This is a genomic window from Serratia sp. AS12 (assembly GCF_000214195.1).
GTDB lineage: Bacteria > Pseudomonadota > Gammaproteobacteria > Enterobacterales > Enterobacteriaceae > Serratia > Serratia plymuthica.
In genome coordinates, this window is sequence record NC_015566.1 from 124,360 (window position 1) to 147,040 (window position 22,681).

14 protein-coding genes are annotated in these 22,681 nt (G+C 57.0%); 11 read left to right on the top strand and 3 right to left on the bottom strand.

Annotated elements, in window-relative coordinates; translation table 11 throughout:
* Positions 1-21 precede the first annotated feature (21 nt).
* The 6 genes from bcsB (at position 22) to SERAS12_RS00575 (ending at position 12,548) form a co-directional block, all read left to right on the top strand.
* Entirely contained in the window at positions 22-2,328 is a 2,307-nt protein-coding gene (gene bcsB / locus SERAS12_RS00550) for a cellulose biosynthesis cyclic di-GMP-binding regulatory protein BcsB (RefSeq protein WP_013811024.1), read from the top strand.
* A 5-nt stretch (positions 2,329-2,333) separates the two neighbouring features.
* Positions 2,334-3,446: a cellulose synthase complex periplasmic endoglucanase BcsZ gene (bcsZ, locus tag SERAS12_RS00555; protein ID WP_013811025.1), complete on the top strand. Its 1,113-nt coding sequence runs from the start codon at positions 2,334-2,336 to the stop codon at positions 3,444-3,446.
* On the top strand, positions 3,428-6,901 hold the full coding sequence (gene bcsC / locus SERAS12_RS00560) for a cellulose synthase complex outer membrane protein BcsC (protein ID WP_013811026.1): 3,474 nt from the start codon (positions 3,428-3,430) through the stop codon (positions 6,899-6,901). The genes bcsZ and bcsC overlap by 19 nt, the downstream gene beginning before the upstream one ends.
* Positions 6,902-7,178: 277 nt before the next feature.
* Complete coding sequence (gene hmsP / locus SERAS12_RS00565) at positions 7,179-9,185, top strand: biofilm formation regulator HmsP (protein ID WP_013811027.1); 2,007 nt, start codon at positions 7,179-7,181, stop codon at positions 9,183-9,185.
* 300 nt (positions 9,186-9,485) lie between these two features.
* Positions 9,486-10,775 (top strand): dicarboxylate/amino acid:cation symporter, encoded by a 1,290-nt coding sequence (locus SERAS12_RS00570; RefSeq protein ID WP_013811028.1) that lies wholly within the window; start codon positions 9,486-9,488, stop codon positions 10,773-10,775.
* Between the two features lie 279 nt (positions 10,776-11,054).
* Positions 11,055-12,548, top strand: a complete 1,494-nt coding sequence (locus SERAS12_RS00575; RefSeq protein WP_013811029.1) for a pitrilysin family protein — start codon at positions 11,055-11,057, stop codon at positions 12,546-12,548.
* Positions 12,549-12,571: 23 nt separating this feature from the next.
* Here SERAS12_RS00575 and ppiC read toward each other — a convergent pair whose 3' ends face one another.
* The gene (ppiC, locus tag SERAS12_RS00580; protein ID WP_004950862.1) at positions 12,572-12,853 is read right to left on the bottom strand and encodes a peptidylprolyl isomerase PpiC; all 282 of its coding nucleotides are present in this window, start codon (positions 12,851-12,853) and stop codon (positions 12,572-12,574) included.
* Between the two features lie 108 nt (positions 12,854-12,961).
* On the opposite strand from ppiC, the gene rep reads away from it, so the two are divergent.
* Positions 12,962-14,986, top strand: a complete 2,025-nt coding sequence (gene rep, locus SERAS12_RS00585; RefSeq protein ID WP_013811030.1) for a DNA helicase Rep — start codon at positions 12,962-12,964, stop codon at positions 14,984-14,986.
* A gap of 236 nt (positions 14,987-15,222) precedes the next feature.
* Here rep and ppx read toward each other — a convergent pair whose 3' ends face one another.
* The gene (ppx, locus tag SERAS12_RS00590) at positions 15,223-16,719 is read right to left on the bottom strand and encodes an exopolyphosphatase (protein WP_013811031.1); all 1,497 of its coding nucleotides are present in this window, start codon (positions 16,717-16,719) and stop codon (positions 15,223-15,225) included.
* 5 nt (positions 16,720-16,724) lie between these two features.
* Positions 16,725-18,014 carry an ATP-dependent RNA helicase RhlB gene (gene rhlB, locus SERAS12_RS00595; protein WP_004950870.1) on the bottom strand — a complete coding sequence of 430 codons (1,290 nt, stop codon included), beginning with the start codon at positions 18,012-18,014 and terminating at the stop codon, positions 16,725-16,727.
* Between the two features lie 132 nt (positions 18,015-18,146).
* Here rhlB and trxA point away from each other — a divergent pair, with 132 nt between their 5' ends.
* The 4 genes from trxA to wzzE all read left to right on the top strand — a co-directional run bounded on the left by trxA (position 18,147) and on the right by wzzE (position 22,670).
* Positions 18,147-18,473 (top strand): thioredoxin TrxA, encoded by a 327-nt coding sequence (gene trxA / locus SERAS12_RS00600; protein WP_013811032.1) that lies wholly within the window; start codon positions 18,147-18,149, stop codon positions 18,471-18,473.
* A gap of 455 nt (positions 18,474-18,928) precedes the next feature.
* A complete protein-coding gene (gene rho, locus SERAS12_RS00605; protein ID WP_004950874.1) occupies positions 18,929-20,188 on the top strand; it encodes a transcription termination factor Rho in 1,260 nt (419 codons plus the stop codon).
* Between the two features lie 311 nt (positions 20,189-20,499).
* Complete coding sequence (gene wecA / locus SERAS12_RS00610) at positions 20,500-21,597, top strand: UDP-N-acetylglucosamine--undecaprenyl-phosphate N-acetylglucosaminephosphotransferase (protein ID WP_143760020.1); 1,098 nt, start codon at positions 20,500-20,502, stop codon at positions 21,595-21,597.
* Positions 21,598-21,617: 20 nt separating this feature from the next.
* Positions 21,618-22,670: an ECA polysaccharide chain length modulation protein gene (gene wzzE, locus SERAS12_RS00615; RefSeq protein ID WP_041415810.1), complete on the top strand. Its 1,053-nt coding sequence runs from the start codon at positions 21,618-21,620 to the stop codon at positions 22,668-22,670.
* The last annotated feature ends 11 nt before the right edge of the window (positions 22,671-22,681 follow it).

The window sequence follows — 22,681 nt, forward strand, 5'->3', positions numbered from 1 at the left end:
GCTAACATTGATGATGATACGATGACGAGAAAAATAACCTGGTTTACCGCCCTGGCCTTAGGCATCAGCACCCTGTCTCAGGCTGAAACCGCCACCGCGCCGACCGTCGTCGCGCCACCGGTAAATGTACCGGCCGATGCACCGGTCACCACACCAATGGGAGCGGCCGCACCGCAGGATGCGAATGCGCCGGTTCGTGACGTGCAATTGCCGTTTGCCCAGATAGCGCCGCCGCCGGGGACCTTTACCCTGCGCGGCACCCGGCCGGATGGCCAGGTTGAGTTCGGCGTCCGCAGTGACGAAGTGGTGTCGCAGGCGACGCTCGATCTGGAGTTCACTCCTTCGCCGTCGCTGATCCCGGTAGAGTCGCACGTCAAGGTGTACCTCAATGACGAATTGATGGGCGTGACCACCCTCACCAAAGAACAGCTCGGCAAGCCGAATCGCATCCAGATGGCGATCGACCCGCGCTATATTACCGATTTTAACCGCGTGCGGCTGGTGTTCGTCGGCCACTACCAGAACATCTGCGAAAACCCGGCCAACAGTACGCTGTGGCTCGACGTCAGCAAATCCAGTTCGCTGAATTTGCGTTTCCAGACGCTGCCGCTGAAGAACGAGCTGTCGCATTTCCCGGAGCCTTTCCTGGACAGCCGCGACAACCGGCCGCTGACGTTGCCGATGGTGTTCGCCGGCTCGCCGGACCTCACCCAGCAGCGTGCGGCGGGTATGCTGGCCTCGTGGTTCGGCAGCAAGGCGCAGTGGCGCGGCCAGTCGTTCCCGACGTTGTATAACAAGCTGCCGGACCAGCACGCCATCGTCTTCGCCACCAATAAACAGCGCCCGGATTTCCTGCGCGATTACCCGGCGGTCAACGGGCCAACGGTGGAGATGATCAGCCATCCTGACAATCCCTACGTCAAACTGCTGCTGGTGCAGGGGCGCGATGACAACGATTTGATCACCGCGGTAAAAGGCATTGCGCAGGGCAACATTCTGTTCCGCGGCCAGAACGTCACGGTGGACAAGGTTGAACAACTGGCGCCGCGCAAGCCGTACGATGCGCCTAACTGGGTGCGCACCGATCGGCCAATGACCTTTGCCGAGTTGCAGCAGTACGCCGAACAGCTGCAAACCAGCGGTATCGAGCCTGGCCCGATCTCGCTGACCATGAACCTGCCGCCGGACCTGTTCCTGATCCGCAGCACCGGCATCGATATGCACCTGAAATACCGCTATACCGCGCCGCGCATTCAGGACGGTTCGCGCCTGAGCGTTAGCCTGAACAACCAGTTCGTGCAGGCCTATTCGCTGGTGCCGGAACACGAACAGGGCGCTCAGCTACTGCGTCTGCCGTTGACCCAGGGGCTGATCGACTCCGACAAGAGCGTCAATATTCCGGCGCTGCGGTTGGGTGCCAGCAACCAGATGCGTTTCGACTTTGATTACACCACGCTGTTGGCCAGTGGGGCGGAAGGGCGTTGCGAGACCTATTCGTTCACCCAAAACCATGCGGTCATCGACGGTTCGTCGACCATTGATTTCTCCGGTTACCGTCACTTTATGGCGATGCCGGATCTGCGCGCCTTCGCCAATGCCGGTTTCCCGTTCAGCCGTCTGGCCGACCTGTCGCAGACGCTGGTGCTGGTCAACAAACAGCCGCAGCCGGCGCAGGTCAGCGCCATGCTGAACGCGCTGGGGATCATCGGCGCCCAAACCGGTTACCCGGCGTTGGCAATGACGCTGAGTGACGACTGGTCGCAGGCCAAAGATCGCGATGCCGATATTCTGATGATCGGCACTATCCCGCCTGAACTGCGGGACGACAAAAAAATCAGTCTGCTGGTGGACGCCACCCAAAGTTGGGTGAAGCAGCCAACGCGTCAGTTGCCGCTGCCGACAATGGATGTATTGCCGGAGGACACCAAACCCGACAGCCAGACCACCATCAGTTCCGAAGGCGCGATGTCGGCGATTATCGGCGTGCAGTCGCCGTTTAACGATCAGCGCAGCATTGTGGCGCTGCTGGCCGACAGCCCGCGCGGCTATGATCTGTTGAACACGGCGCTGCTGGACAGCGGCAAGCGTGCGGCGGTGTTTGGCTCGGTGGCGGTGATCCGCGAATCGGGGGTGAACAGCCTGCGCGTGGGCGACGTTTATTATGTCGGTCACCTGCCGTGGTGGGAGCGCATCTGGCACGCGTTGTCGACCCATCCGGTGTTGCTGGCGGTGATTGCGGTGGCGGTGGTGGTGATTCTGGCGCTGATGCTGTGGCGTGGCCTGAAGGCCTTTAGCCGCCGTCGCCTGTCGCCTGAAGATCGGGATTAATCGCCATGTTCGCAACGCTGAAACGCCTGACGTTCGGCATGCTGCTGCTGTGCGCATTCAGCGCGGCGGCGGCCTGCGAGTGGCCGGCCTGGCAACAGTACAAACAGTTTTACATCAGCGAGGAAGGACGGGTGATCGACCCCAGCAGCCCGAACCGCATCACCACCTCGGAAGGGCAGAGCTACGGCCTGTTTTTCGCTCTGGTGGCGAACGATCGGCCGACGTTCGACAAGCTGCTGGAATGGACGGAAAACAACCTGGCGGCGGGCGATCTCAGCGCCCATTTACCCGCCTGGCTGTGGGGCGAGGACGATAAAAAGCGCTGGACGGTGCTGGACACGAATACGGCGTCCGATGCCGATCTGTGGATTGCCTACAATCTGCTGGAAGCCAGTCGTTTGTGGAAAAGCAGGCGTTATCAAACTCTGGGTACGCTGCTATTGCAGCGTATCGGTCGCGAAGAAGTGGCCGATATTCCCGGACTGGGGCTGATGCTGCTGCCGGGCAAGGTCGGGTTCGTGGCGGAAGATCGCTGGCGGCTCAATCCGAGCTACCTGCCGCCGCAGCTGCTGGCGCGTTTCGCCGCATTGAACGGCCCATGGCGAGCGATGCAGCAAACCAATCAGCGGCTGTTGCTGGAAACCGCGCCGCACGGCTTTTCGCCGGATTGGGCGGTGTGGCAGGCCGGCAAAGGCTGGCAAGCGGATACCGTGAAACCGGATGTCGGCAGTTACGACGCCATCCGGGTTTATCTGTGGGCCGGCATGCTGGCGGATGATGACGAGCATAAAGCCGCATTGATCAAACAGCTGCTGCCGATGGCGCAATTGACCGCTCAACAGGGCGTTCCGCCGGAAAAAGCCGACACCGCCAGCGGTAAAACCAGCGGCGATGGCCCGGTGGGCTTCTCCGCCGCCATGCTGCCGATGTTGGCCAACCAAACGGCTGCGCTGGACGCCCAGCGTCAACGCATCAATCAACACCCTCCGGGCGACGATGCCTATTTCAGCGCCTCTTTGACGCTGTTCGGCCAGGGATGGGATCAACAACGTTATCGTTTTAATCGGCAGGGTGAACTTCAACCCGCCTGGGGCGGCCAATGCGTAACTTCAAAATAAACTGGCTGGGCCTGGTGCCTTTAAGCCTGGCGATGCTGCCGCAGGCGCAGGGGGCGGAAGCCGTCGCGCCGGAACAGTGGTTGCTGGAACAGGTGCGAGTGGGGGAGGCCAGTAACAAGGATGAACTGGTGCGCCAGTCGCTTTATCGGCTTGAACTGATGGATCCGAATAACCCGGACGTGATTTCAGCGCGCATGCGCCTGGCGTTGCGGCAGGGCAATCAGGCGCTGGCACAGCAGCAACTGGATAAGCTCAAGCAGATTGCGCCGCAGTCCAGCGCTTATCGCCAGGCGGAAATGAACATGCTGCTGACCCAGCCGGAAACCCGCCAAAAACTGCAACAGGCGCGGCTGATGGCGACCGCCGGCCGTTTGCCGGAGGCGAAAGCGCAGTATGATGATTTGTTCCATGGCGATCCGCCAACGTTGGAACTGGCGGTGGAGTATTGGCGTCTGGTTGCCCGTCTGCCGGGTCAGCAAGCCGCTGCGCTGAAACAGCTACAGTCGCTGGATCAACACTATTCCGGTAACGTGCCGCTGCGCATGTCGCTGGCGCGGATGCTGTTCAGCCAGGATCGTGACGCGCAGGCCTATGATTTACTGCAAAAAGTGGCCGCCGATCCCGCCGGACGCGGCGATGCCGCCGATCTGTGGCTGGAAAAGGTCAAAGCCATGCCGGTCAGCCCGCAAAGCGTGGCGGCCCTCAACCGATTCCTCGGCGTATTTGAAACCGGCGATCAGGCGGTCAGCGCCCGGCAGGAACTGGCCCGGCAGCAAACGTTGTTGTCGGATCCCACCTATCTGGCGCGGGCGCGCGGGTTGGCGCAGGTGGACAAGGGCGGCAGCCGTGCGGCGATCCCCGAACTGAGAAAAGCGCTGGCGGCCTCGCCCAATGATGCCGAAGTGCTGGGGGCGCTGGGCCAGGCCTATTCACGCGCCGGTAATCGCCCACAGGCATTGAGCCTGTTCCGTCAGGCGTTGCAGGCCGATAAAGGGGGCAATAACAGCAGCAAATGGCAGAGCCTGATTAAGAGCAATGCTTACTGGCTGGCGATTGACGAAGGCGACAAGGCGCTGAAAGCCGGCAATCTGGCATTGGCGCAGCAAAAATACCAGCAGGCGGGCCAGATTGACGGCCGCGACAGCAGTGCGGCGCTCGGCCTGGGTGACGTTGCGGTGGCGCGTAAAGATGACGCCGCTGCGGAACGTTATTATCAGCAGGCGCTGAGGCTGGAGCCGGGTAACGGCAGTGCGGTGCGCGGTCTGGTGAATATCTACCAGCGTCAGTCGCCGGAAAAGGCGCTGGCCTATCTCAATAGCCTGCCGCGCAGCCAGCAAAACAAGCTGCGCAGTACGCTCGACGGCCTGCAGCTCGATATGCTTAAGCAGCAGGCTGACGACTTGGCCGGGCAGCAGCAATGGCATCAGGCGGCGGAAAAATACCGCCGCGCCCAGTTGATGGACCCTGATGACGTCTGGCTGACCTATCACTATGCGCAGACGCTGCGTCAGGCCGGGCAACCGCAGCAGGCGGACGCCTTGTTCAGCCGGTTGGCGCAGAAACAGCGTGACAACCCGCAGCAGGCCTATGCCTATGCATTATACCTCTCCGGCAGCGATCGCGACCGGCAGGCATTGGCACAACTGAATACCTTGCCCGCCGCGCAGTGGAACGACAATATGAGCGAGCTGGCGCAGCGGCTGAAAATGCAGGCGACGCTGGAACAGGCCGAACGGCTGCGCGCCGCAGGCGACGAACCTGGCGCGGTAGCCTATCTGCGCCGACAACCGGCGGATACCCGTATCGATCTTCAGTTGGCCGATTGGGCGCTAGCCAGCGGTGAATATGATGCCGCGCTGGCCGACTATCAGCGGGTGCGAGCCCGTGAGCCGAACAACCCGGATGCGCGGTTGGGTGAGATTGAGGCCTATGTGGCGCAGGGCAAACTCAGCGAGGCGCGCCAGCGCCTGCAAACTGAACCGCAGGCGCCGGAACCTTCCAGCAACAGCGGGCGGCGGGTGGCCAATGCCTGGTATGCCGTTGGGGAGCCGCAGAAAGCGAGCGATATCTTTACCCGACTGAAAACGGCCGCGCAACAGGAGCCGGCGGGGCAGGCGAAAGCGTTGATTTACCGCGATGCGGCCCGGATTGAGCGTGCACAACGGCAGCCGGAATTGGCACAGCAGGACTATAAACAAGCGATGGTCGCCGGCGGCATCACGCCGACCGTGCCGCAGGATAACGACAGTTACACTTACCTGACGCGCAACAACCCGAGTGACGACTGGCTCAAGCGCGGTATTCGCTCGGACGCGGCGGATCTGTACCGCCAGCAGGATGTCAATGTCACGCTCGATCATGATTACTGGCGTTCCAGCGGTACCGGCGGCATCTCCGACTACAAAGCGCACGACACCATGTTGCAGGTGGACATGCCGCTGTACGACGGGCGGGCCTTCCTGCGGACCGATACCGTGCAACTGGGTGCCGGCAGTTTTTCCTCCGACAGCAGCGGCAAGTATTACGAAACCTTCGGCACCTGCAATACCCAGGGCTGCAGCGGCGACGAGCGTCAGAAAACCACCGGCACCAGCGTGGCGGCCGGTTGGAAAAACGAGAGTTGGGCAGGGGACATCGGTACCACACCGATGGGCTTTGAGGTAGTCGACTGGGTTGGCGGGCTGGCCTACAGCAATGACTGGAACCATATTGGCTGGACGCTGGCGGCTTCGCGCCGGCCGATTTCCAGCTCGCTGCTGGCGTTTGGCGGCACTAAGGATCCGAATACCGGCACCACCTGGGGCGGCGTGCGTGCCACCGGGGTGAGCCTTAGCGCCAGCTACGATCGCGGCGAAGCGCACGGTGTCTGGGCTGACCTCAGCGCGCACCAACTGACCGGCAAAAACGTCGAGGATAACCAGCGCGAGCGGTTTATGGCCGGTTATTACTACAAACTGATCAACGAAGATAACCGCCGCGTCACCGTCGGGCTGAACACCATGCTGTGGCACTATCAAAAGGATTTGAGCGGTTACTCGCTCGGCCAGGGGGGGTATTACAGCCCGCAGCAATATATGTCGCTGGCGGTGCCGGTAAATTATCGCCAGCGTACCGAGAACTGGTCGTGGGAACTGGGCGGATCGGTATCGCTGTCCCATTCGAAAACCAACAGCCAACGGCGTTATCCGCTGCAGGGGCTGATACCGGATTCGTTGCCGGACAAGTTCGCGGTGGAAGACGGCAGCTCCTCCTCCGGCGTTGGTTATACTTTGCGGGCGATTGTTGAGCGCCGTCTCAGCTCGCACTGGACACTGGGCGCCGGCATTGATATTCAGCAGGCGAAGGATTATACACCGAGCCACGCATTGATTTATCTACGCTATTCGTTGGCGGGCTGGCAGGGCGACCTCGATTTGCCGCCGCAGCCGCTTACGCCTTACGCCGACTTCAAATAACCCGGCTCAGTCAGATTCGGAGTGTCGGACACAGGGTAGTTTTGCTACCCTGTGTTAAGGCTGCGTCCTGCCATTTTCCGCCACCGGCGCGCATGTGCCGGGGCGAGATAGGGCCTTTCGATTAAGAAAAGACTGAAACCCGCAGTTTTCTTGGTTCTGCCATGGGTATGGCAAGATAAAAACGGCAGACAATCGAGTATACTCGGACCGGTCCGAAGGGGGCTAGGATACTTCTTAACCTCTTTTTTATTTCAGCCCGAATTAGCGGAGAGCAGGTTTGCGGGTCAGGCGTTCATTAACGATTAAACAGATGGCAACGGTGTCCGGTGTGGCGCTGGTGACGATCTGCATATTTATCGTGATCCAGTTATTCCACTTTGTGCAGCAGCGCAGGGATGACTATGCCCAGCAACTGGAAAACATTGCTCATTCCGTACGCCAACCGCTAGCGGAAGCCGTGCTGCGCATGGACGTGCCGGAAACCAAGCGGGTGCTGAACACCTTGCTGCCGGTGGGCATATTGACCCGTGCGGATATCGTGCTGCCGAATGAATTCCAGGCATTGCACGCCAATTTCCCACCGGAACGCCCGGTGCCTACGTTGATCGCCCGCCTCTTCGAGTTGCCGATACAAATTTCTGTTCCGCTCTATTCGCTGGAGCGTGTGCCTGCCAATCCGCAGCCTCTGGCCTATCTGGTGCTGCAGGCCGATTCGTTCCGCATGTACCAATTCATTCTCAGCATGTTGTCGACCATGTTGTCGACCTATTTGCTGCTGGCGTTGATTTTGTCGGTCGCGATCAGTTGGTGTATGAACCGGCTGATGGTGCATCCGCTGCGCGCAATGGCGAAAGAGCTGGAAAATATTTCGCAGGACGAAGCGCCTTATCACCAACTGATGCTGCCGGCCCTGCACCAGGACGATGAACTGGGGTTGTTGGTGCGCAATTACAATCGCAATCAGCAACGGTTGGCCAAAGCCTATGCCGAGATGAGCCGCCTGAGCACGCGCCACCCGGTAACCGGGCTGCCTAACCAGGCGCTGTTTACCGCCTTGCTGGAACAGCATATCGCCTCCAGCCTGCGGCCCGATCGCTTTAACCTGCTGGTCATCGGCATTGAGACGCTGCATGAGGCCTCCGGCGTGCTCAACCCGGCGATGCGCGAAGCGCTGTTGCTGGCGTTGGCGAAGAAGCTGCGTGAATGTCTTGATGAGAACGGCGTGCTGGCGCAACTGAGCAACACCGAATTCGCTATTTTGGCCAAAGGCGTCGAGCGACCGTTCCACGCCATGCAGCTGGCGCGCCGCATCATGGCGCAGATCAATGCGCCGCTGAGCCTGCAGGAAATGCCGTTGCGGCCAAGTGCCAGCATCGGTATCGCCCACTATCTCAATGTGGGGGAGAGTGCGGAACAACTGCTGCGCAGCGCCACTTCGGCGATGATGTCGGCGCATCGTGAAGGCAAGAACCAGATCCTGTTCTTTGAGCCAAGCCTGACGGAACGCACCCAAAAGCGCCTGACGCAGGAAAGTGAAATCCTGCACGCCATTGAGCAACGCCGCTTCACCCTGTTTTTGCAGCCGCAGATGGACATGCAGTCCAATGCGGTGATCGGCGCCGAGGCGCTGCTGCGTTGGCAGCAGTACGACGGCAGTTTTACTCTGCCGGCAGACGTCATTCCGTTAGCCGAGGAGCTTGGCGTGATTGTGCCGCTCGGCAACTGGGTGCTGGAGGAGTCCTGCCGCATTCTGGCGGACTGGCAGACCAGAGGCATTACGCTGCCGTTGGCGGTCAATATTTCCGCCACCCAGATGCAGCATGAAGACTTTATCCCACACCTGAAGAGCATGTTGGCGCAGCATCATATTGATCCGCGCAAGCTGCTGCTGGAAATTACCGAAACGGTGCGCATTGACGATCTCGATCGTGCGTTGGCGCTGTTGCGGGAACTGCACGACCTGGGGCTGTCGATTGCGCTGGACGATTTTGGCATGGGGTATTCCAGCCTTAATTACCTTAACCGCCTGAAATGCCTGCCGATCGATTTGATTAAGATCGACAAGAGTTTTATTCAGGGATTGCCGGCGGATGACGCGATGGTGCGTATCGTCAGTTCGATTTCTGAGGTGCTGCATCTGCCGGTGATGGCCGAAGGCGTCGAAAATGCCGGGCAGCGCGACTGGCTGTTGCAGCACGGTATTTACAGTGGTCAGGGGTTCCTGTTTGCCCGTCCGTTGCCGCGTGCGGAATTTGAAGCGCAGTTCTGCCAACCGCCCGCTTAAGCTCTCCACCTTCGCCTTTCGCTTCGGGCGGCGCGTGCGTCGCCCGTTGCATATCCTGCCCAAAAAGCGTTGATTATCAGCTACCCCTTTTGCGTTAGTGCAAAGAAATAGTTACGCAATTCGCCGCCATACATTCGAGCTGGCGCGTTTCAGCTCTTAAATTCGTATCAACATGTGTCTGTGGCTGCAACAAATTATTTCCATGTTGTTATGTGGGTGTTATTTTCCGCGCAAGCGATGAACAGGCGAGATAACTAGACTACCGCCTGGTGCGTGTCTTCCCCCCCAAAGGATGTTCATATGAAAATCACTATCTTTAAGAGCCTCTATTTTCAGGTGCTGACGGCGATTACGCTGGGCGTCCTGCTTGGCCATTTCTATCCTGAGATTGGCGCACAGATGAAACCTCTGGGCGATGGATTCGTTAAGTTGATCAAGATGATCATTGCGCCGGTGATTTTCTGTACCGTGGTGACCGGCATCGCGGGCATGGAGAGCATGAAAGCCGTAGGCCGCACCGGTGCGATCGCACTGCTCTATTTTGAAATTGTCAGCACCCTGGCGCTGCTGATTGGCCTGCTGATCGTCAACGTGGTACAGCCGGGTGCGGGGATGAACATCGATCCGGGCACGCTGGACGCCAAAGCGGTGGCGGTATACGCCGAACAGGCTCAGCAGCAGGGTATCATTCCGTTCCTGCTGGACATCATTCCCGGCAGCGTCATCGGCGCTTTCGCCAGCGGCAACATTCTGCAGGTGCTGCTGTTTGCCGTGCTGTTCGGTTTTGCCCTGCATCGCCTGGGTGATAAAGGCCAATTGATCTTCAACGTGATCGACAGTTTCTCGCGCGTTATTTTCGGCATCATCAATATGATCATGCGCCTGGCGCCGCTGGGGGCGTTCGGGGCAATGGCGTTCACCATCGGCAAGTATGGCGTGGGTACGCTGCTGCAACTCGGCCAGTTGATTGCCTGCTTCTATATTACCTGCGTACTGTTCGTGGTGGTGGTGCTTGGCACCATTGCTCGCGCCAATGGTTTCAGCATTTTCAAATTTGTTCGCTATATCAAAGAAGAGTTGCTGATTGTGCTCGGGACCTCTTCTTCCGAGTCGGTGCTGCCGCGCATGCTCGACAAAATGGAAAAGCTGGGCTGTAAAAAATCGGTGGTGGGGTTGGTTATCCCGACCGGTTATTCCTTTAACCTGGACGGCACCTCGATCTACCTGACCATGGCGGCGGTATTTATCGCTCAGGCGACCAATACCCATATGGATATCGTGCATCAGGTGACTCTGCTGGTGGTGCTGTTGCTGTCCTCGAAAGGGGCTGCCGGGGTGACCGGTAGCGGCTTTATCGTGTTGGCTGCCACCATTTCCGCAGTGGGCCATCTGCCGCTGGCCGGTCTGGCGCTGATTCTGGGCATTGACCGCTTTATGTCCGAAGCCCGTGCGCTGACCAATCTGGTCGGTAACGGTGTGGCAACCGTGGTGGTAGCGAAATGGTGCAAACAGCTGGATGAAAAACAGCTGAAAGACACCTTGTCCAACAAGCACGGCGAAGGTGCCGATAAAACACTGCCTTCTGCCTGATTTTAGCTTCAAATCACCGGCTGCGGCCGTAGCCGGTGACATTTTGTTCCCCCGAGTAACTCATTCTTGCATTAAAAACCCGACTATCCATTATTTTTCACTTCAATGAGTGACATCCGCAAAGGCATGCGGTCTAACAGAGTGGTACACTTTCTGCTTTCCGCCCCACTGTGAAACTCAGGGCGTATTTGTAGGCTGTACGACACAGCCTAATATTCCGGTGAATGGAATATCCGCATTTGTATACAGAAATTGGATAGTAATTAAGTAGGGGTTCACATGCAGGGCACCAGAATTCATCTTATAGTCGGTGGGCTGTTGTTGGCTGCCGCCAACGGCAGCGTGCAGGCTGAAGCACTACAACCCGATCCTGCCTGGCAGCAGGGTAAGCTCGACAACGGGTTTTCATGGCAGATACTTGATACGCCGCAGCGACCTAGCGATCGCGTCGAGCTACGGTTGATGGTCAATACCGGCTCGCTGGTGGAGTCTTCCCAGCAGATTGGTTTTGCCCACCTGCTGCCGCGCCTGTCGCTGGCGCGCAGCGAAAGCTTTACGCCACCGCAGTTGCGCTCGCTGTGGCAACAGAGTGTGGACAGCGAGCGGCCTTTGCCGCCGGCGATCAGCTCTTACGATTTCACCCTTTATAATCTCAGCCTGCCGAATAACCGCCCAGACTTGCTGAAAGAAGCGCTGGCGTGGCTTTCCGATACCACCGGCAAGCTGGCGATTGACGAACATACCGTGCATGCGGTGATGAACTCCAGCGTCGACCCGGTCGGTACTTTCCCGCCGAACCCCAAAGATGCCTGGTGGCGTTATCGCCTGAAAGGCTCGACGCTGCTGGCGCACGATCCGGCCCAGCCGGTGAAACGGCCGGTGAATATCGATCAACTGAAGAAGTTCTACCAGCAATGGTACACGCCGGATGCGATGACGCTGTATGTGGTGGGTAAAGTGGACAGCCGCAGCCTGGGCGAGCAAATCAACAAAGCCTTCTCGCCGCTGAAAGGGAAACGTGAAACGCCGGCCACCATGCCGACGTTGACGCCGTTGCCGCCGCAGCCGGTCAGCCTGATCAGCGAGCAGGTGAAGCAGGATACGTTGTCGATCATATGGGACGCGCCATGGCACCCGATCCGCGATTCGCAGAACCTTAGCCGTTACTGGCGCAGCGATATCGCCCGCGAGGCGCTGTTCTGGCATCTTCAGCAGGTGCTGGAAAAGAGTGACCAGAAAAACCTGCATCTGGGCTTCGATTGCCGCGTGCAGTACCAGCGCGGCCAGTGCGGCATTCACCTTGATACGCCGAACAACAATCTGAACAACAGCCTGGGCTTTATCGCCCGCGAGTTGGCCAGCGTGCGTAACAATGGGTTGTCGCAGGATGAGTTTAACGGCCTGTTGGCGCAGAAGAACGATCAACTGAGCAAGTTGTTCGCCACCTACGCACGCACCGACACTGACGTGCTGATGAGCCAGCGTCTGCGTTCGCAACAAAGCGGCGTTGTGGACATCGCGCCGGAACAGTATCAGAAGCTGCGTCAGGAGTTCCTCTCCGGATTAACGCTGGAAGCACTGAACCAGGAGCTGAAGCTTCAGCTCTCGCAAGATGCGACGCTGGTATTGATGCAGCCGAAGGGCGAGCCGGAAATGAGCATGAAGCAGTTACAGGAAACCTATAACGGCATTATGGCACCGGCACCGGCGGTGGTGACGGAAGAGGCCAAGCCGACCGACACCGCTCCGGCACCGGAGACCAGCGCACAGTAAAAGCGGAGGGGGCGGTTGCCCCCTCAGTTGCGGTACAGTACCTTGATGATGTGGTAGCCGAACTGGGTTTTCACCGGACCATAAGGTTTCAGCAACGGGATGCTGAATACCGCTTTATCAAAGGCCGCCACCATGGTGCCCTTATTGAATTCGCCCAAGGCGCCGCCGTTGCGCTTTGACGGGCAGCTTGAATATTTGCGCGCCAGCGTGTCGAAGCTGACGCCGCGCTTCAGCTTGGCCAGCAGATCGTTGGCCAGTTTTTCGTTATCTACCAGAATGTGCAGGGCGCACGCCGTCTTTGCCATGGTATTGCCTTATCGATACAGAAATTGTGCCGAGTATACCCGTTAAATCTCATCGGCGCTTTCTGCTACAATCCCCTTCCACGTGATAAAGTCGAGCAATAAAGCGCCATGCGATTAAACCCCAGCCAACAACAAGCCGTCGAATTCGTTACCGGGCCTTGCCTGGTGCTGGCCGGTGCAGGTTCCGGCAAGACGCGCGTCATCACCAATAAAATCGCTCACCTGATCCACAACTGTGGGTATCAGGCGCGGCATATCGCCGCCGTGACCTTTACCAACAAGGCGGCGCGTGAGATGAAAGAGCGTGTGGCGCAAACCATGGGGCGCAAAGAAGCGCGCGGGCTGATGATTTCCACTTTCCACACGCTGGGCCTGGAAATCATCAAGCGTGAATACGTCGCGCTGGAGATGAAGTCCAACTTCTCGCTGTTCGACGATCAGGATCAGCTGGCGTTGTTGAAAGAGCTGACCGAAAAATGGCTGGAGAATGACAAAACGCTGGTGGCACAGCTGATTTCCACTATCTCCAACTGGAAAAATGATCTGGTCGATCCCAAAAAGGCGATGGAGCTGGCACGCTCCGAGCGCGACAAGCTGTTCGCTCATTGCTACGGCCTGTATCACGCCCATATGAGGGCGTGTAACGTGCTGGATTTCGACGATTTGATCCTGTTGCCGACCTTACTGCTGCAGCGTAATGAAGAAGTGCGCGAGCGTTGGCAAAACCGTATTCGTTATCTGTTGGTGGATGAGTATCAGGACACCAATACCAGCCAGTATGAACTGGTAAAACTGCTGGTGGGTAACCGCGCGCGCTTTACCGTGGTGGGGGACGATGACCAGTCGATCTACTCCTGGCGCGGCGCGCGGCCGCAAAATCTGGTGTTGCTGAAGGAAGACTTCCCGGCGCTGCAGGTGATCAAGCTGGAGCAGAACTACCGCTCCAGCGAACGTATCCTGAAAGCGGCGAATATTCTGATCGCCAATAACCCGCACGTGTTTGAAAAACGGCTGTTTTCCGAGCTGGGCTACGGTGAAGAGCTGAAAGTGGTGACTGCGAATAACGAGGATCACGAGGCCGAGCGAGTCGTGGGGGAACTGATTGCTCACCACTTCGTGAAGAAAACCAATTACGGCGATTATGCGATCCTTTATCGCGGTAACCATCAGTCGCGGCTGTTTGAAAAAATGCTGATGCAGAACCGTATTCCTTACAAGATTTCTGGCGGCACCTCGTTTTTCTCGCGGCCGGAAATCAAGGATCTGCTGGCCTATTTGCGCGTGCTGACCAACCAGGATGACGACAGCGCTTTCCTGCGTATCGTCAATACGCCAAAACGTGAAATTGGCCCGGCAACGTTGCAAAAGCTGGGTGAGTGGGCCAATCAGCGCAACAAAAGCCTGTTTCGCGCCAGTTTCGATCTGGGCCTGAGCCAGCATCTGACCGGCCGCGGGCTGGAGTCGCTGCAACGCTTCACCCATTGGCTGGACGGTATCGCCCAACTGGCGGAGCGTGAGCCGGTGGCCGCGGTGCGCGACCTGATCCACGGTGTGGATTATGAAAGCTGGCTGTTTGAAACGTCACCCAGCCCGAAAGCCGCCGAAATGCGCATGAAAAACGTCAACACCTTGTTTGGCTGGATGACGGAAATGCTCGAAGGTAGCGAGCTGGATGAGCCAATGACGCTGACCCAGGTGGTGACGCGCTTTACCTTGCGGGACATGATGGAACGCGGTGAAAGCGATGAAGAGCTGGATCAGGTGCAACTGATGACGCTGCATGCCTCCAAAGGGCTGGAGTTCCCTTATGTGTTCCTAGTGGGGATGGAAGAGGGATTATTGCCGCATCAGAGCAGCATCGATGAGGATAATGTCGATGAAGAGCGGCGTTTGGCCTATGTGGGGATTACCCGCGCCCAAAAAGAGCTGATTTTTACGCTGTGCCGTGAGCGCCGCCAATATGGCGAGTTGGTGCGGCCGGAACCGAGCCGTTTCTTGCTGGAACTGCCGCAGGATGACCTGGCTTGGGAAAGCGAACGTAAGGTGGTCAGCCCGCAGGAGCGGATGCAAAAAGGGCAGGCGGGAGCTGCAAATCTGAGAGCGTTGCTAGAAAAATCGAGAACAGGGAAATAGCCAAAGAGGTATGCCTTGCCATTTGATTATATATCCAAAGTAATTGGAGTTGCAGCAAGGCGGCAAGCGCAAGCGTTGTGCAAATCGGTCAGGAACCGATTTGCACAACGCTTGCGCTTGCCCGAAGGGTGAGCCTCAGGGATGAGGCTCATTAATCCCCGGGAGCTTGGTTAGCCAAGTGACCGGGGTGAACGCGAGCAGCCAACACCGCTGCAGCTTCAATTACGAAGGAGATATCAACGTTGTTCTTCCAGCATCAGCGGCCAGTGCACATAGCTTTGCCAGTGGCTTTCCTGATCCAGCGCCTCTGCACGCAGCGGGTGCTGTTCCAGCCAGCCTGACGGCAGGATCACCGTCAGTTCGTCATCGTTATTGGCGCGCAGGCGCACCGCAGGCAGCGTGTCGTCGCGGCGTCGGCTGGCAAAGATGATGGCCAGCCGCAAAATGCGGCATAAACGTTGCGCCATACGCGGCGGCAGGGCGTTTTGCTGGCTGAGCAGCGGCAGATCGATAGGGTTGCTCTGGTTTTGCAGCAACGTAGCCAACAGCTTTTTTTGCGCCGGTGTGAAACCGGGTAAATCCAGATGACGGATCAGGTAGGCGGCGTGTTGCGGCGCCTGCTTGAAATCAACGCTGAGGCCGATTTCGTGGATCAGGCAGGCGCTGTGCAATAACTCGCGACATCGTGCGTCCAACTGCCACTCATTGCTCACCTGCTGCGAGAAGTTGGCAGCCAGTTGGCTGACGCGCTCGGCCTGTTCGGTATCCAGCAGGTAGCGCCGTTGCAGATTGCGAATGGTACGGCTGCGAATATCCTGTTCAACCGGCAGATGCAGCATGCCGTAAACCAGCCCTTCGCGTAGCGCGCCGCCGGCCAGCATCATGCTTTCAATACCCAGTTCCTGGAAAATCGCCAGCAGGATCGACAGCCCACTTGGAAACACCAGTGCGCGCTCCAGCGTCAACCCTTCGATTTCCAGCTCTTCCAGCTTGCCGCACTGAATGGCGCGCTGTTTCAACTGGCGCAGCTTGGGCAGGGTGATACGCTCATCCATGCCTTGCGCCACCATGATTTCCTGCAACGCCTGTACGGTGCCGGAAGCGCCGACGCAGATTTGCCAGCCGTGCTGACGCAGGTGCGGTGCTATTGGACGCACCATTTCGCGTGCGGCCTGTTCGGCGCGTTCGAAATTTTCCTGCCCCAGATTGCGATCGCTGAAGAAACGCTCCAGCCAGGTGACACAGCCCATAGACAGGCTGTATAGCTGGGCGGCCTGAGCGCCGGTACCGGTGACCAACTCGGTACTGCCACCGCCGATATCGACCACCAAACGCTGGTCCGGTCCGCCGGTGGTATGGGCAACGCCATGATAAATCAGGCGCGCTTCTTCCTCACCGCTGATCACCTGGATCGGACAACCGAGAATTTGCTCGGCGGTCTGCAGGAATTCATCGGCATTTGACGCCAGACGCAGCGTGGCCGTAGCGACCACACGGATCTGGGCGCGAGGGATGTCCTGCAAGCGTTCGGAGAACAGTTTCAGGCATTGCCAACCGCGCTGCATAGCGTCATGCGACAGGTGATTGTTCTGATCCAGCCCGGCCGCCAGACGCACTTTACGCTTGATGCGCGCCAGGGTCTGAATGCTGCCGGCCACTTCCCGTACCACCAGCATGTGGAAGCTGTTGGAGCCGAGGTCGATAGCGGCATAGAGCGTGCTGGAACTGAGCATGGTTATCAGCCTGGACGTTTACGGTTATTGCGTGGCGCGCTGCCACCGCGACGCGGTGCGGAATTACGGCGCGGGCCATTGCCGCCGCGTGGACGCGCAAGGCGTTTCGGCGCAGGCAGGTCAGTCAGCAACGCGTCGCTGTTGTACTTGCTCACCGGAATGCTGTGGCCGGTATAGGTTTCGATCGCCGGCAGGTTGAGCGCGTACTCTTCGCAGGCCAGGCTGATGGAATGGCCGCTTTCGCCGGCACGGCCGGTACGACCGATGCGGTGAACATAGTCTTCGCAGTCGTCAGGCAGATCGTAGTTGAATACGTGCGTAACCAACGGGATGTGCAGACCACGGGCGGCGACGTCGGTGGCGACCAGAATATCGAGGTTGCCCTTGGTGAAGTCTTCCAGAATACGCAGGCGTTTTTTCTGCGCCACATCGCCGGTCAGCAGGCCTACGCGGTGCCCGTCGGCCGCCAAATGGCCCCAGACGTCTTCACAGCGATGCTTGGTGTTGGCGAAGATGATGCAGCGGTCCGGCCACTCTTCTTCGATCAGCGTCTGCAGCAGGCGCATCTTTTCTTCGTTGGACGGGTAGAACAATTCTTCTTGAATGCGGTGGCCGGTTTTCTGTTCCGGTTCCACTTCAACATATTCAGCGTTGTTCATCTGCTCGAAAGCCAGTTCGCGTACGCGATAGGACAGGGTGGCAGAGAACAGCATGTTCAGGCGTTGATCGACCGCAGGCATGCGGCGGAACAGCCAGCGAATGTCTTTGATAAAGCCCAGATCGTACATGCGATCGGCTTCGTCCAGCACTACGACCTGGATCGCGCCCAGATCGATGTAGTTCTGTTTGGCGTAATCGATTAAACGACCGGTAGTACCCACCAGGATATCCACGCCGCTTTCCAGCACTTTCAGCTGTTTGTCGTAGCCGTCGCCGCCGTAAGCCAGGCCAAGTTTCAGGCCGGTGGACTGGGACAGGGCTTCCGCATCGGAGTGGATCTGCACCGCCAGTTCACGCGTTGGCGCCATGATCAAGGCACGCGGCTGGTTGGTCTGGCGATCCTGTTTCGCCGGGTTAGAAAGCAAATAGTGAAAAGTAGACGCTAAAAATGCCAACGTCTTTCCGGTACCGGTTTGCGCCTGACCTGCAACGTCACGCCCGGAGAGCGTGAGCGGCAATGCTAACGCCTGGATAGGCGTGCAATGGTGAAACCCTTTTTTTTCAAGGGCTTCAAGGACTAACGGGTGCAGGGCGAAGTCGGAAAACTTCTGTTCGGTCAAGTGTGTTTTGCTCATAGTGTGGTAGAATATCAGCTAACTATTGCTTTACGAAAGCACATCCGTTGAAATAAACGCGGTGAAATAAAATCACCTTGGGTTGGTTAATGCTACACCAACAAGGTAGACATACATCCTGTGGAGTAGAACATGAGCGATAAAATTATTCACCTGACTGACAGCAGCTTCGACACCGACGTGCTACAAGCTGAAGGGGCAATCCTGGTCGATTTCTGGGCTGAATGGTGTGGGCCGTGCAAGATGATTGCTCCGATTCTGGATGAAATTGCCGTTGAGTTCGAAGGCAAGTTGACCATCACCAAGCTGAATATCGACCAAAACCCGGCAACCGCACCTAAGTACGGTATCCGCGGTATCCCGACGCTGTTGTTGTTCAAAAACGGTGAAGTGGCAGCGACCAAGGTGGGCGCACTGTCCAAAGGTCAGCTCAAAGATTTCCTTAACGCGAATCTGTAATCGGGCGTAACGTCCTATATCCTATGGGTTTAAAGCAACAGTCAACAACGCTGTCGCTTCAGAGACAATGGGGATATTCAGGCGTCTGGCGGGGATTTAAATTCACCGCTAGACGCCTGCCAATAAGCGTGTTAAGTTTAGCCACACTGCATATAGAACTTGCCCGAAGTTTTAAATCTAAAGAGTTTGAATCTAAAGCTATACTCTGTGCTGAACCACTGGTGTTGAAAGTAAAATGAACTCAACCCGTGTTTTAGCAATCAAACGGTTTTGCAAAATCAATTTTAAGGTACCTTCGATCTTAAGCCGTCAATGCGCGCGTCTCCTGTAAGCCATTTCTTACCTTGACAGCTAGCGCCCGGTGGTCGAACGTCCAGTAAACAGGCACGTATCACGCTGCCATACCATTCACGATAGAAGTTCGAGACACACCCCGAGTTTAAGAACCCACCACTATGAATCTTACCGAATTAAAGAATACGCCGGTTTCTGAGCTGATTACTCTCGGCGAAAATATGGGGCTGGAAAACCTTGCCCGTATGCGCAAGCAGGACATTATCTTCTCCATCCTTAAGCAGCATGCGAAAAGTGGAGAAGATATCTTCGGCGATGGCGTGTTGGAGATATTGCAGGATGGATTTGGTTTCCTCCGCTCTGGAGACAGTTCCTACCTTGCAGGCCCCGACGACATCTACGTATCCCCTAGCCAAATCCGCCGTTTCAACCTCCGTACAGGTGACTCCGTTTCCGGTAAGATTCGTCCGCCAAAAGAAGGCGAGCGCTATTTTGCCCTGTTGAAAGTTAACGAAGTCAACTACGACAAACCGGAAAACGCCCGCAGCAAGATCCTGTTCGAGAACTTAACCCCACTGCATGCCAACTCCCGTCTGCGGATGGAACGTGGCAACGGTTCAACCGAAGACCTGACAGCACGCGTGCTGGACCTGGCTTCTCCGATTGGCCGTGGTCAGCGTGGTCTGATTGTTGCTCCACCGAAAGCCGGTAAAACCATGCTGCTGCAGAACATTGCGCAGAGCATCGCTTACAACCATCCAGACTGTGTGCTGATGGTACTGCTGATCGACGAGCGTCCGGAAGAAGTGACCGAGATGCAGCGTCTGGTGAAGGGTGAAGTCATCGCCTCTACCTTTGACGAGCCGGCTTCCCGTCACGTGCAGGTTGCGGAAATGGTGATCGAAAAGGCCAAGCGTCTGGTTGAGCACAAGAAAGACGTTATCATCCTTCTTGACTCTATCACCCGTTTGGCGCGTGCCTACAACACCGTGGTTCCGGCTTCCGGTAAAGTGTTGACCGGTGGTGTGGATGCCAACGCCCTGCATCGTCCTAAGCGTTTCTTCGGTGCGGCACGTAACGTTGAGGAGGGCGGTAGCCTGACCATCATCGCTACCGCGCTGGTAGATACCGGCTCCAAAATGGACGAGGTTATCTACGAAGAGTTCAAAGGTACCGGCAACATGGAATTGCATCTGGCGCGTAAAATCGCCGAGAAGCGCGTATTCCCTGCGATCGACTACAACCGCTCCGGTACCCGTAAAGAAGAGTTACTCACCACGTCTGAAGAACTGCAAAAAATGTGGATCCTGCGTAAAATCATTCACCCAATGGGCGAGATTGATGCGATGGAGTTCCTCATTAACAAGTTGGCCATGACCAAGACCAACGATGAATTCTTCGATATGATGAAGCGCTCATAATGACGATGCGCTCATAATTGAGTAAAAAATTCAGAGAACGCCACGCCTAGTCGTGGCGTTTTTTGCATTTGGCGGATACGATAAGTAACAGAAATGGAAATGTAAGTTTTTTGTGACTTACTGAGAATTCATCTTATTTGCGGTCGGCGTTTTGCCGCTCGCGCTTTGTTGCTGTCGAAACGGCGGGCACACACATTGGCGTAAGAATGAATGGCTGTTGTCATAGGAAATGACTGAAAGGTAGCGGGATCCCATGGCGCAACCTGTCGCCCGTGTTAAGCTGCCTTATCTTCTACAGAGATCTGTTAACTGTGAACTTACTCACTATGAGTACTGAAATTCTATTTGTTTTCCTGTTTTCTTTGGCGTTTCTCTTTGTTGCCCGTAAAGCAGCAAAACGTATTGGCCTGGTTGATAAACCCAATTACCGTAAACGTCATCAGGGGTTAATTCCTCTTGTCGGCGGTATTTCCGTTTATGCCGGGTTGTGCTTTGCCTTCCTTATCTCTGACCAAACGATTGCGCACGGTAAACTTTACCTCACCTGTGCGGGTATATTGGTGTTCGTTGGTGCTCTCGACGATCGTTTCGATATCAGCGTGAAAATTCGCGCGTTGGTTCAGGCATTGGTCGGCATTGCGATGATGGTCTTCGCCGGGCTCTATCTGCGAAGTTTCGGCCATGTGCTGGGCGACTGGGAAATGCAGTTGGGGCCTTTCGGCTATCTGGTCACGCTGTTTGCCGTTTGGGCGGCGATTAATGCCTTTAACATGGTGGACGGCATTGACGGTCTGCTGGGGGGGCTTTCGTGCGTTTCTTTCGGCGCGCTGGGTGTTTTGCTGTACCTGAGCGGCCACTCTGATTTGGCTTTTTGGTGCTTCGCGATGATTGCCACCATCGTTCCCTATATCCTGCTTAACCTCGGTATTCTTGGCCGCCGGTATAAGGTATTTATGGGGGATGCCGGCAGTACGCTGATCGGCTTCACCGCCATCTGGTTGTTGCTGCAAAGTTCGCAGGGTAAAGTCCATTCCATCAATCCGGTTACCGCCCTGTGGATTATCGCTATTCCGCTGATGGACATGATTGCGATCATGTACCGTCGCTTACGCAAGGGGATGAGCCCCTTCTCCCCCGATCGTCAACACATTCACCATTTGATTATGCGTGCAGGTTTTACGCCGCGGCAGGCTTTCGTGCTGATTACCCTGGCGGCAGCGCTGCTGGCGGCAATCGGCGTGCTTGGCGAGTGTCTTACTTTTGTCCCTGAATGGGTGATGTTGGCATTGTTTTTGCTTGCCTTCTTCTTGTACGGTTATTGCATCAAACGCGCCTGGCGTGTTGCACGTTACATTAAGCGTATCAAGCGCCGCTTACGGCGTTCGACCGACAATAAGCAAGTATCTTAACCAGAGGCTTTTGGGCAGTGATGAATCCAGAAACAACGTCTGACAAGAATATCCCGGCAGTGGATAACGAACTCGATATCCGCGGCCTGTGTCGTACCCTGTGGCGCGGCAAGCAATGGATTATCGGCACTGCGGCATTGTTCGCTGTGGTTGCGCTGGTCGTATCCTACCTGGTGAAACAGGAATGGAGCGCCGCGGCGATTACCGATCGGCCAACGGTGAATGCGCTGGGGGGCTATTATTCCCAGCAGCAATTCCTGCGTAATCTGGATGTGCGCACTCTGCCGGCGGTCTCGACTGAGCAGCCGGGCATTGCTGACGAAGCCTATAATGAATTCATTATGCAACTGGCGGCGTACGATACGCGTCGCGATTTCTGGCTGCAGAGCGATTATTACAAACAGCGTCAGGAAGGTGATGCGCGCGCCGATGCGGCATTGCTTGATGAACTGATTAACAACGTTCAGTTCACGCCGCGCGATGACAAAAAAGTACCCAACGACGGCGTGAAGCTGACGGCGGAAACTGCGGCGGATGCCAATCACCTGCTGCGCCAGTACGTGGCATTTGCCAGCCATCGCGCAGCCCAGCACCTGAATGAAGAAATTCAGGGCGCATGGGCTGCCCGCACGACGTCGATGAACGCGCAGGTGAAGCGTCAGGAAGCGGTGGCGGAGGCGGTTTACAAGCGTGAACTGAACACGATTGAGCAGGCGCTGAAAATTGCCGAGACGCAGGGTATCAGCCGGACTCAAACCGACACGCCGGCCGAACAACTGCCGGATTCCGATCTGTTCCTGCTGGGGAAACCTATGTTGCAGGCGCGTCTGGAAGGGCTGCAGGCGTCAGGGCCAACTTACGATCTGGATTACGATCAAAATCGTGCGATGCTGTCGACATTGAATGTTGGCCCGACGCTGGATGAGAAATTTCAGACTTACCGCTATTTGCGGACCCCGGAAGAACCGGTAAAACGTGACAGCCCGCGGCGGGTATTCTGGTTGATCATGTGGGGCGCGATGGGCGCTTTGGTTGGCGCAGGTATTGCCCTGGTGCGTCGCCCGCGTAATTAAAAATAATATAA

What these genes read in the sequence shown, in the direction of transcription:
- SERAS12_RS00570 (WP_013811028.1), top strand. Translation starts at nt 9,486, where the DNA reads ATGAAAATCACTATCTTTAAGAGCCTCTATTTTCAGGTGCTGACGGCG.
- rep (WP_013811030.1), top strand. Translation starts at nt 12,962, where the DNA reads ATGCGATTAAACCCCAGCCAACAACAAGCCGTCGAATTCGTTACCGGG.
- trxA (WP_013811032.1), top strand. Translation starts at nt 18,147, where the DNA reads ATGAGCGATAAAATTATTCACCTGACTGACAGCAGCTTCGACACCGAC.
- rhlB (WP_004950870.1), bottom strand. Translation starts at nt 18,014, where the DNA reads ATGAGCAAAACACACTTGACCGAACAGAAGTTTTCCGACTTCGCCCTG.
- rho (WP_004950874.1), top strand. Translation starts at nt 18,929, where the DNA reads ATGAATCTTACCGAATTAAAGAATACGCCGGTTTCTGAGCTGATTACT.
- wzzE (WP_041415810.1), top strand. Translation starts at nt 21,618, where the DNA reads ATGAATCCAGAAACAACGTCTGACAAGAATATCCCGGCAGTGGATAAC.
- ppiC (WP_004950862.1), bottom strand. Translation starts at nt 12,853, where the DNA reads ATGGCAAAGACGGCGTGCGCCCTGCACATTCTGGTAGATAACGAAAAA.
- bcsZ (WP_013811025.1), top strand. Translation starts at nt 2,334, where the DNA reads ATGTTCGCAACGCTGAAACGCCTGACGTTCGGCATGCTGCTGCTGTGC.
- SERAS12_RS00575 (WP_013811029.1), top strand. Translation starts at nt 11,055, where the DNA reads ATGCAGGGCACCAGAATTCATCTTATAGTCGGTGGGCTGTTGTTGGCT.
- ppx (WP_013811031.1), bottom strand. Translation starts at nt 16,719, where the DNA reads ATGCTCAGTTCCAGCACGCTCTATGCCGCTATCGACCTCGGCTCCAAC.
- bcsB (WP_013811024.1), top strand. Translation starts at nt 22, where the DNA reads ATGACGAGAAAAATAACCTGGTTTACCGCCCTGGCCTTAGGCATCAGC.
- bcsC (WP_013811026.1), top strand. Translation starts at nt 3,428, where the DNA reads ATGCGTAACTTCAAAATAAACTGGCTGGGCCTGGTGCCTTTAAGCCTG.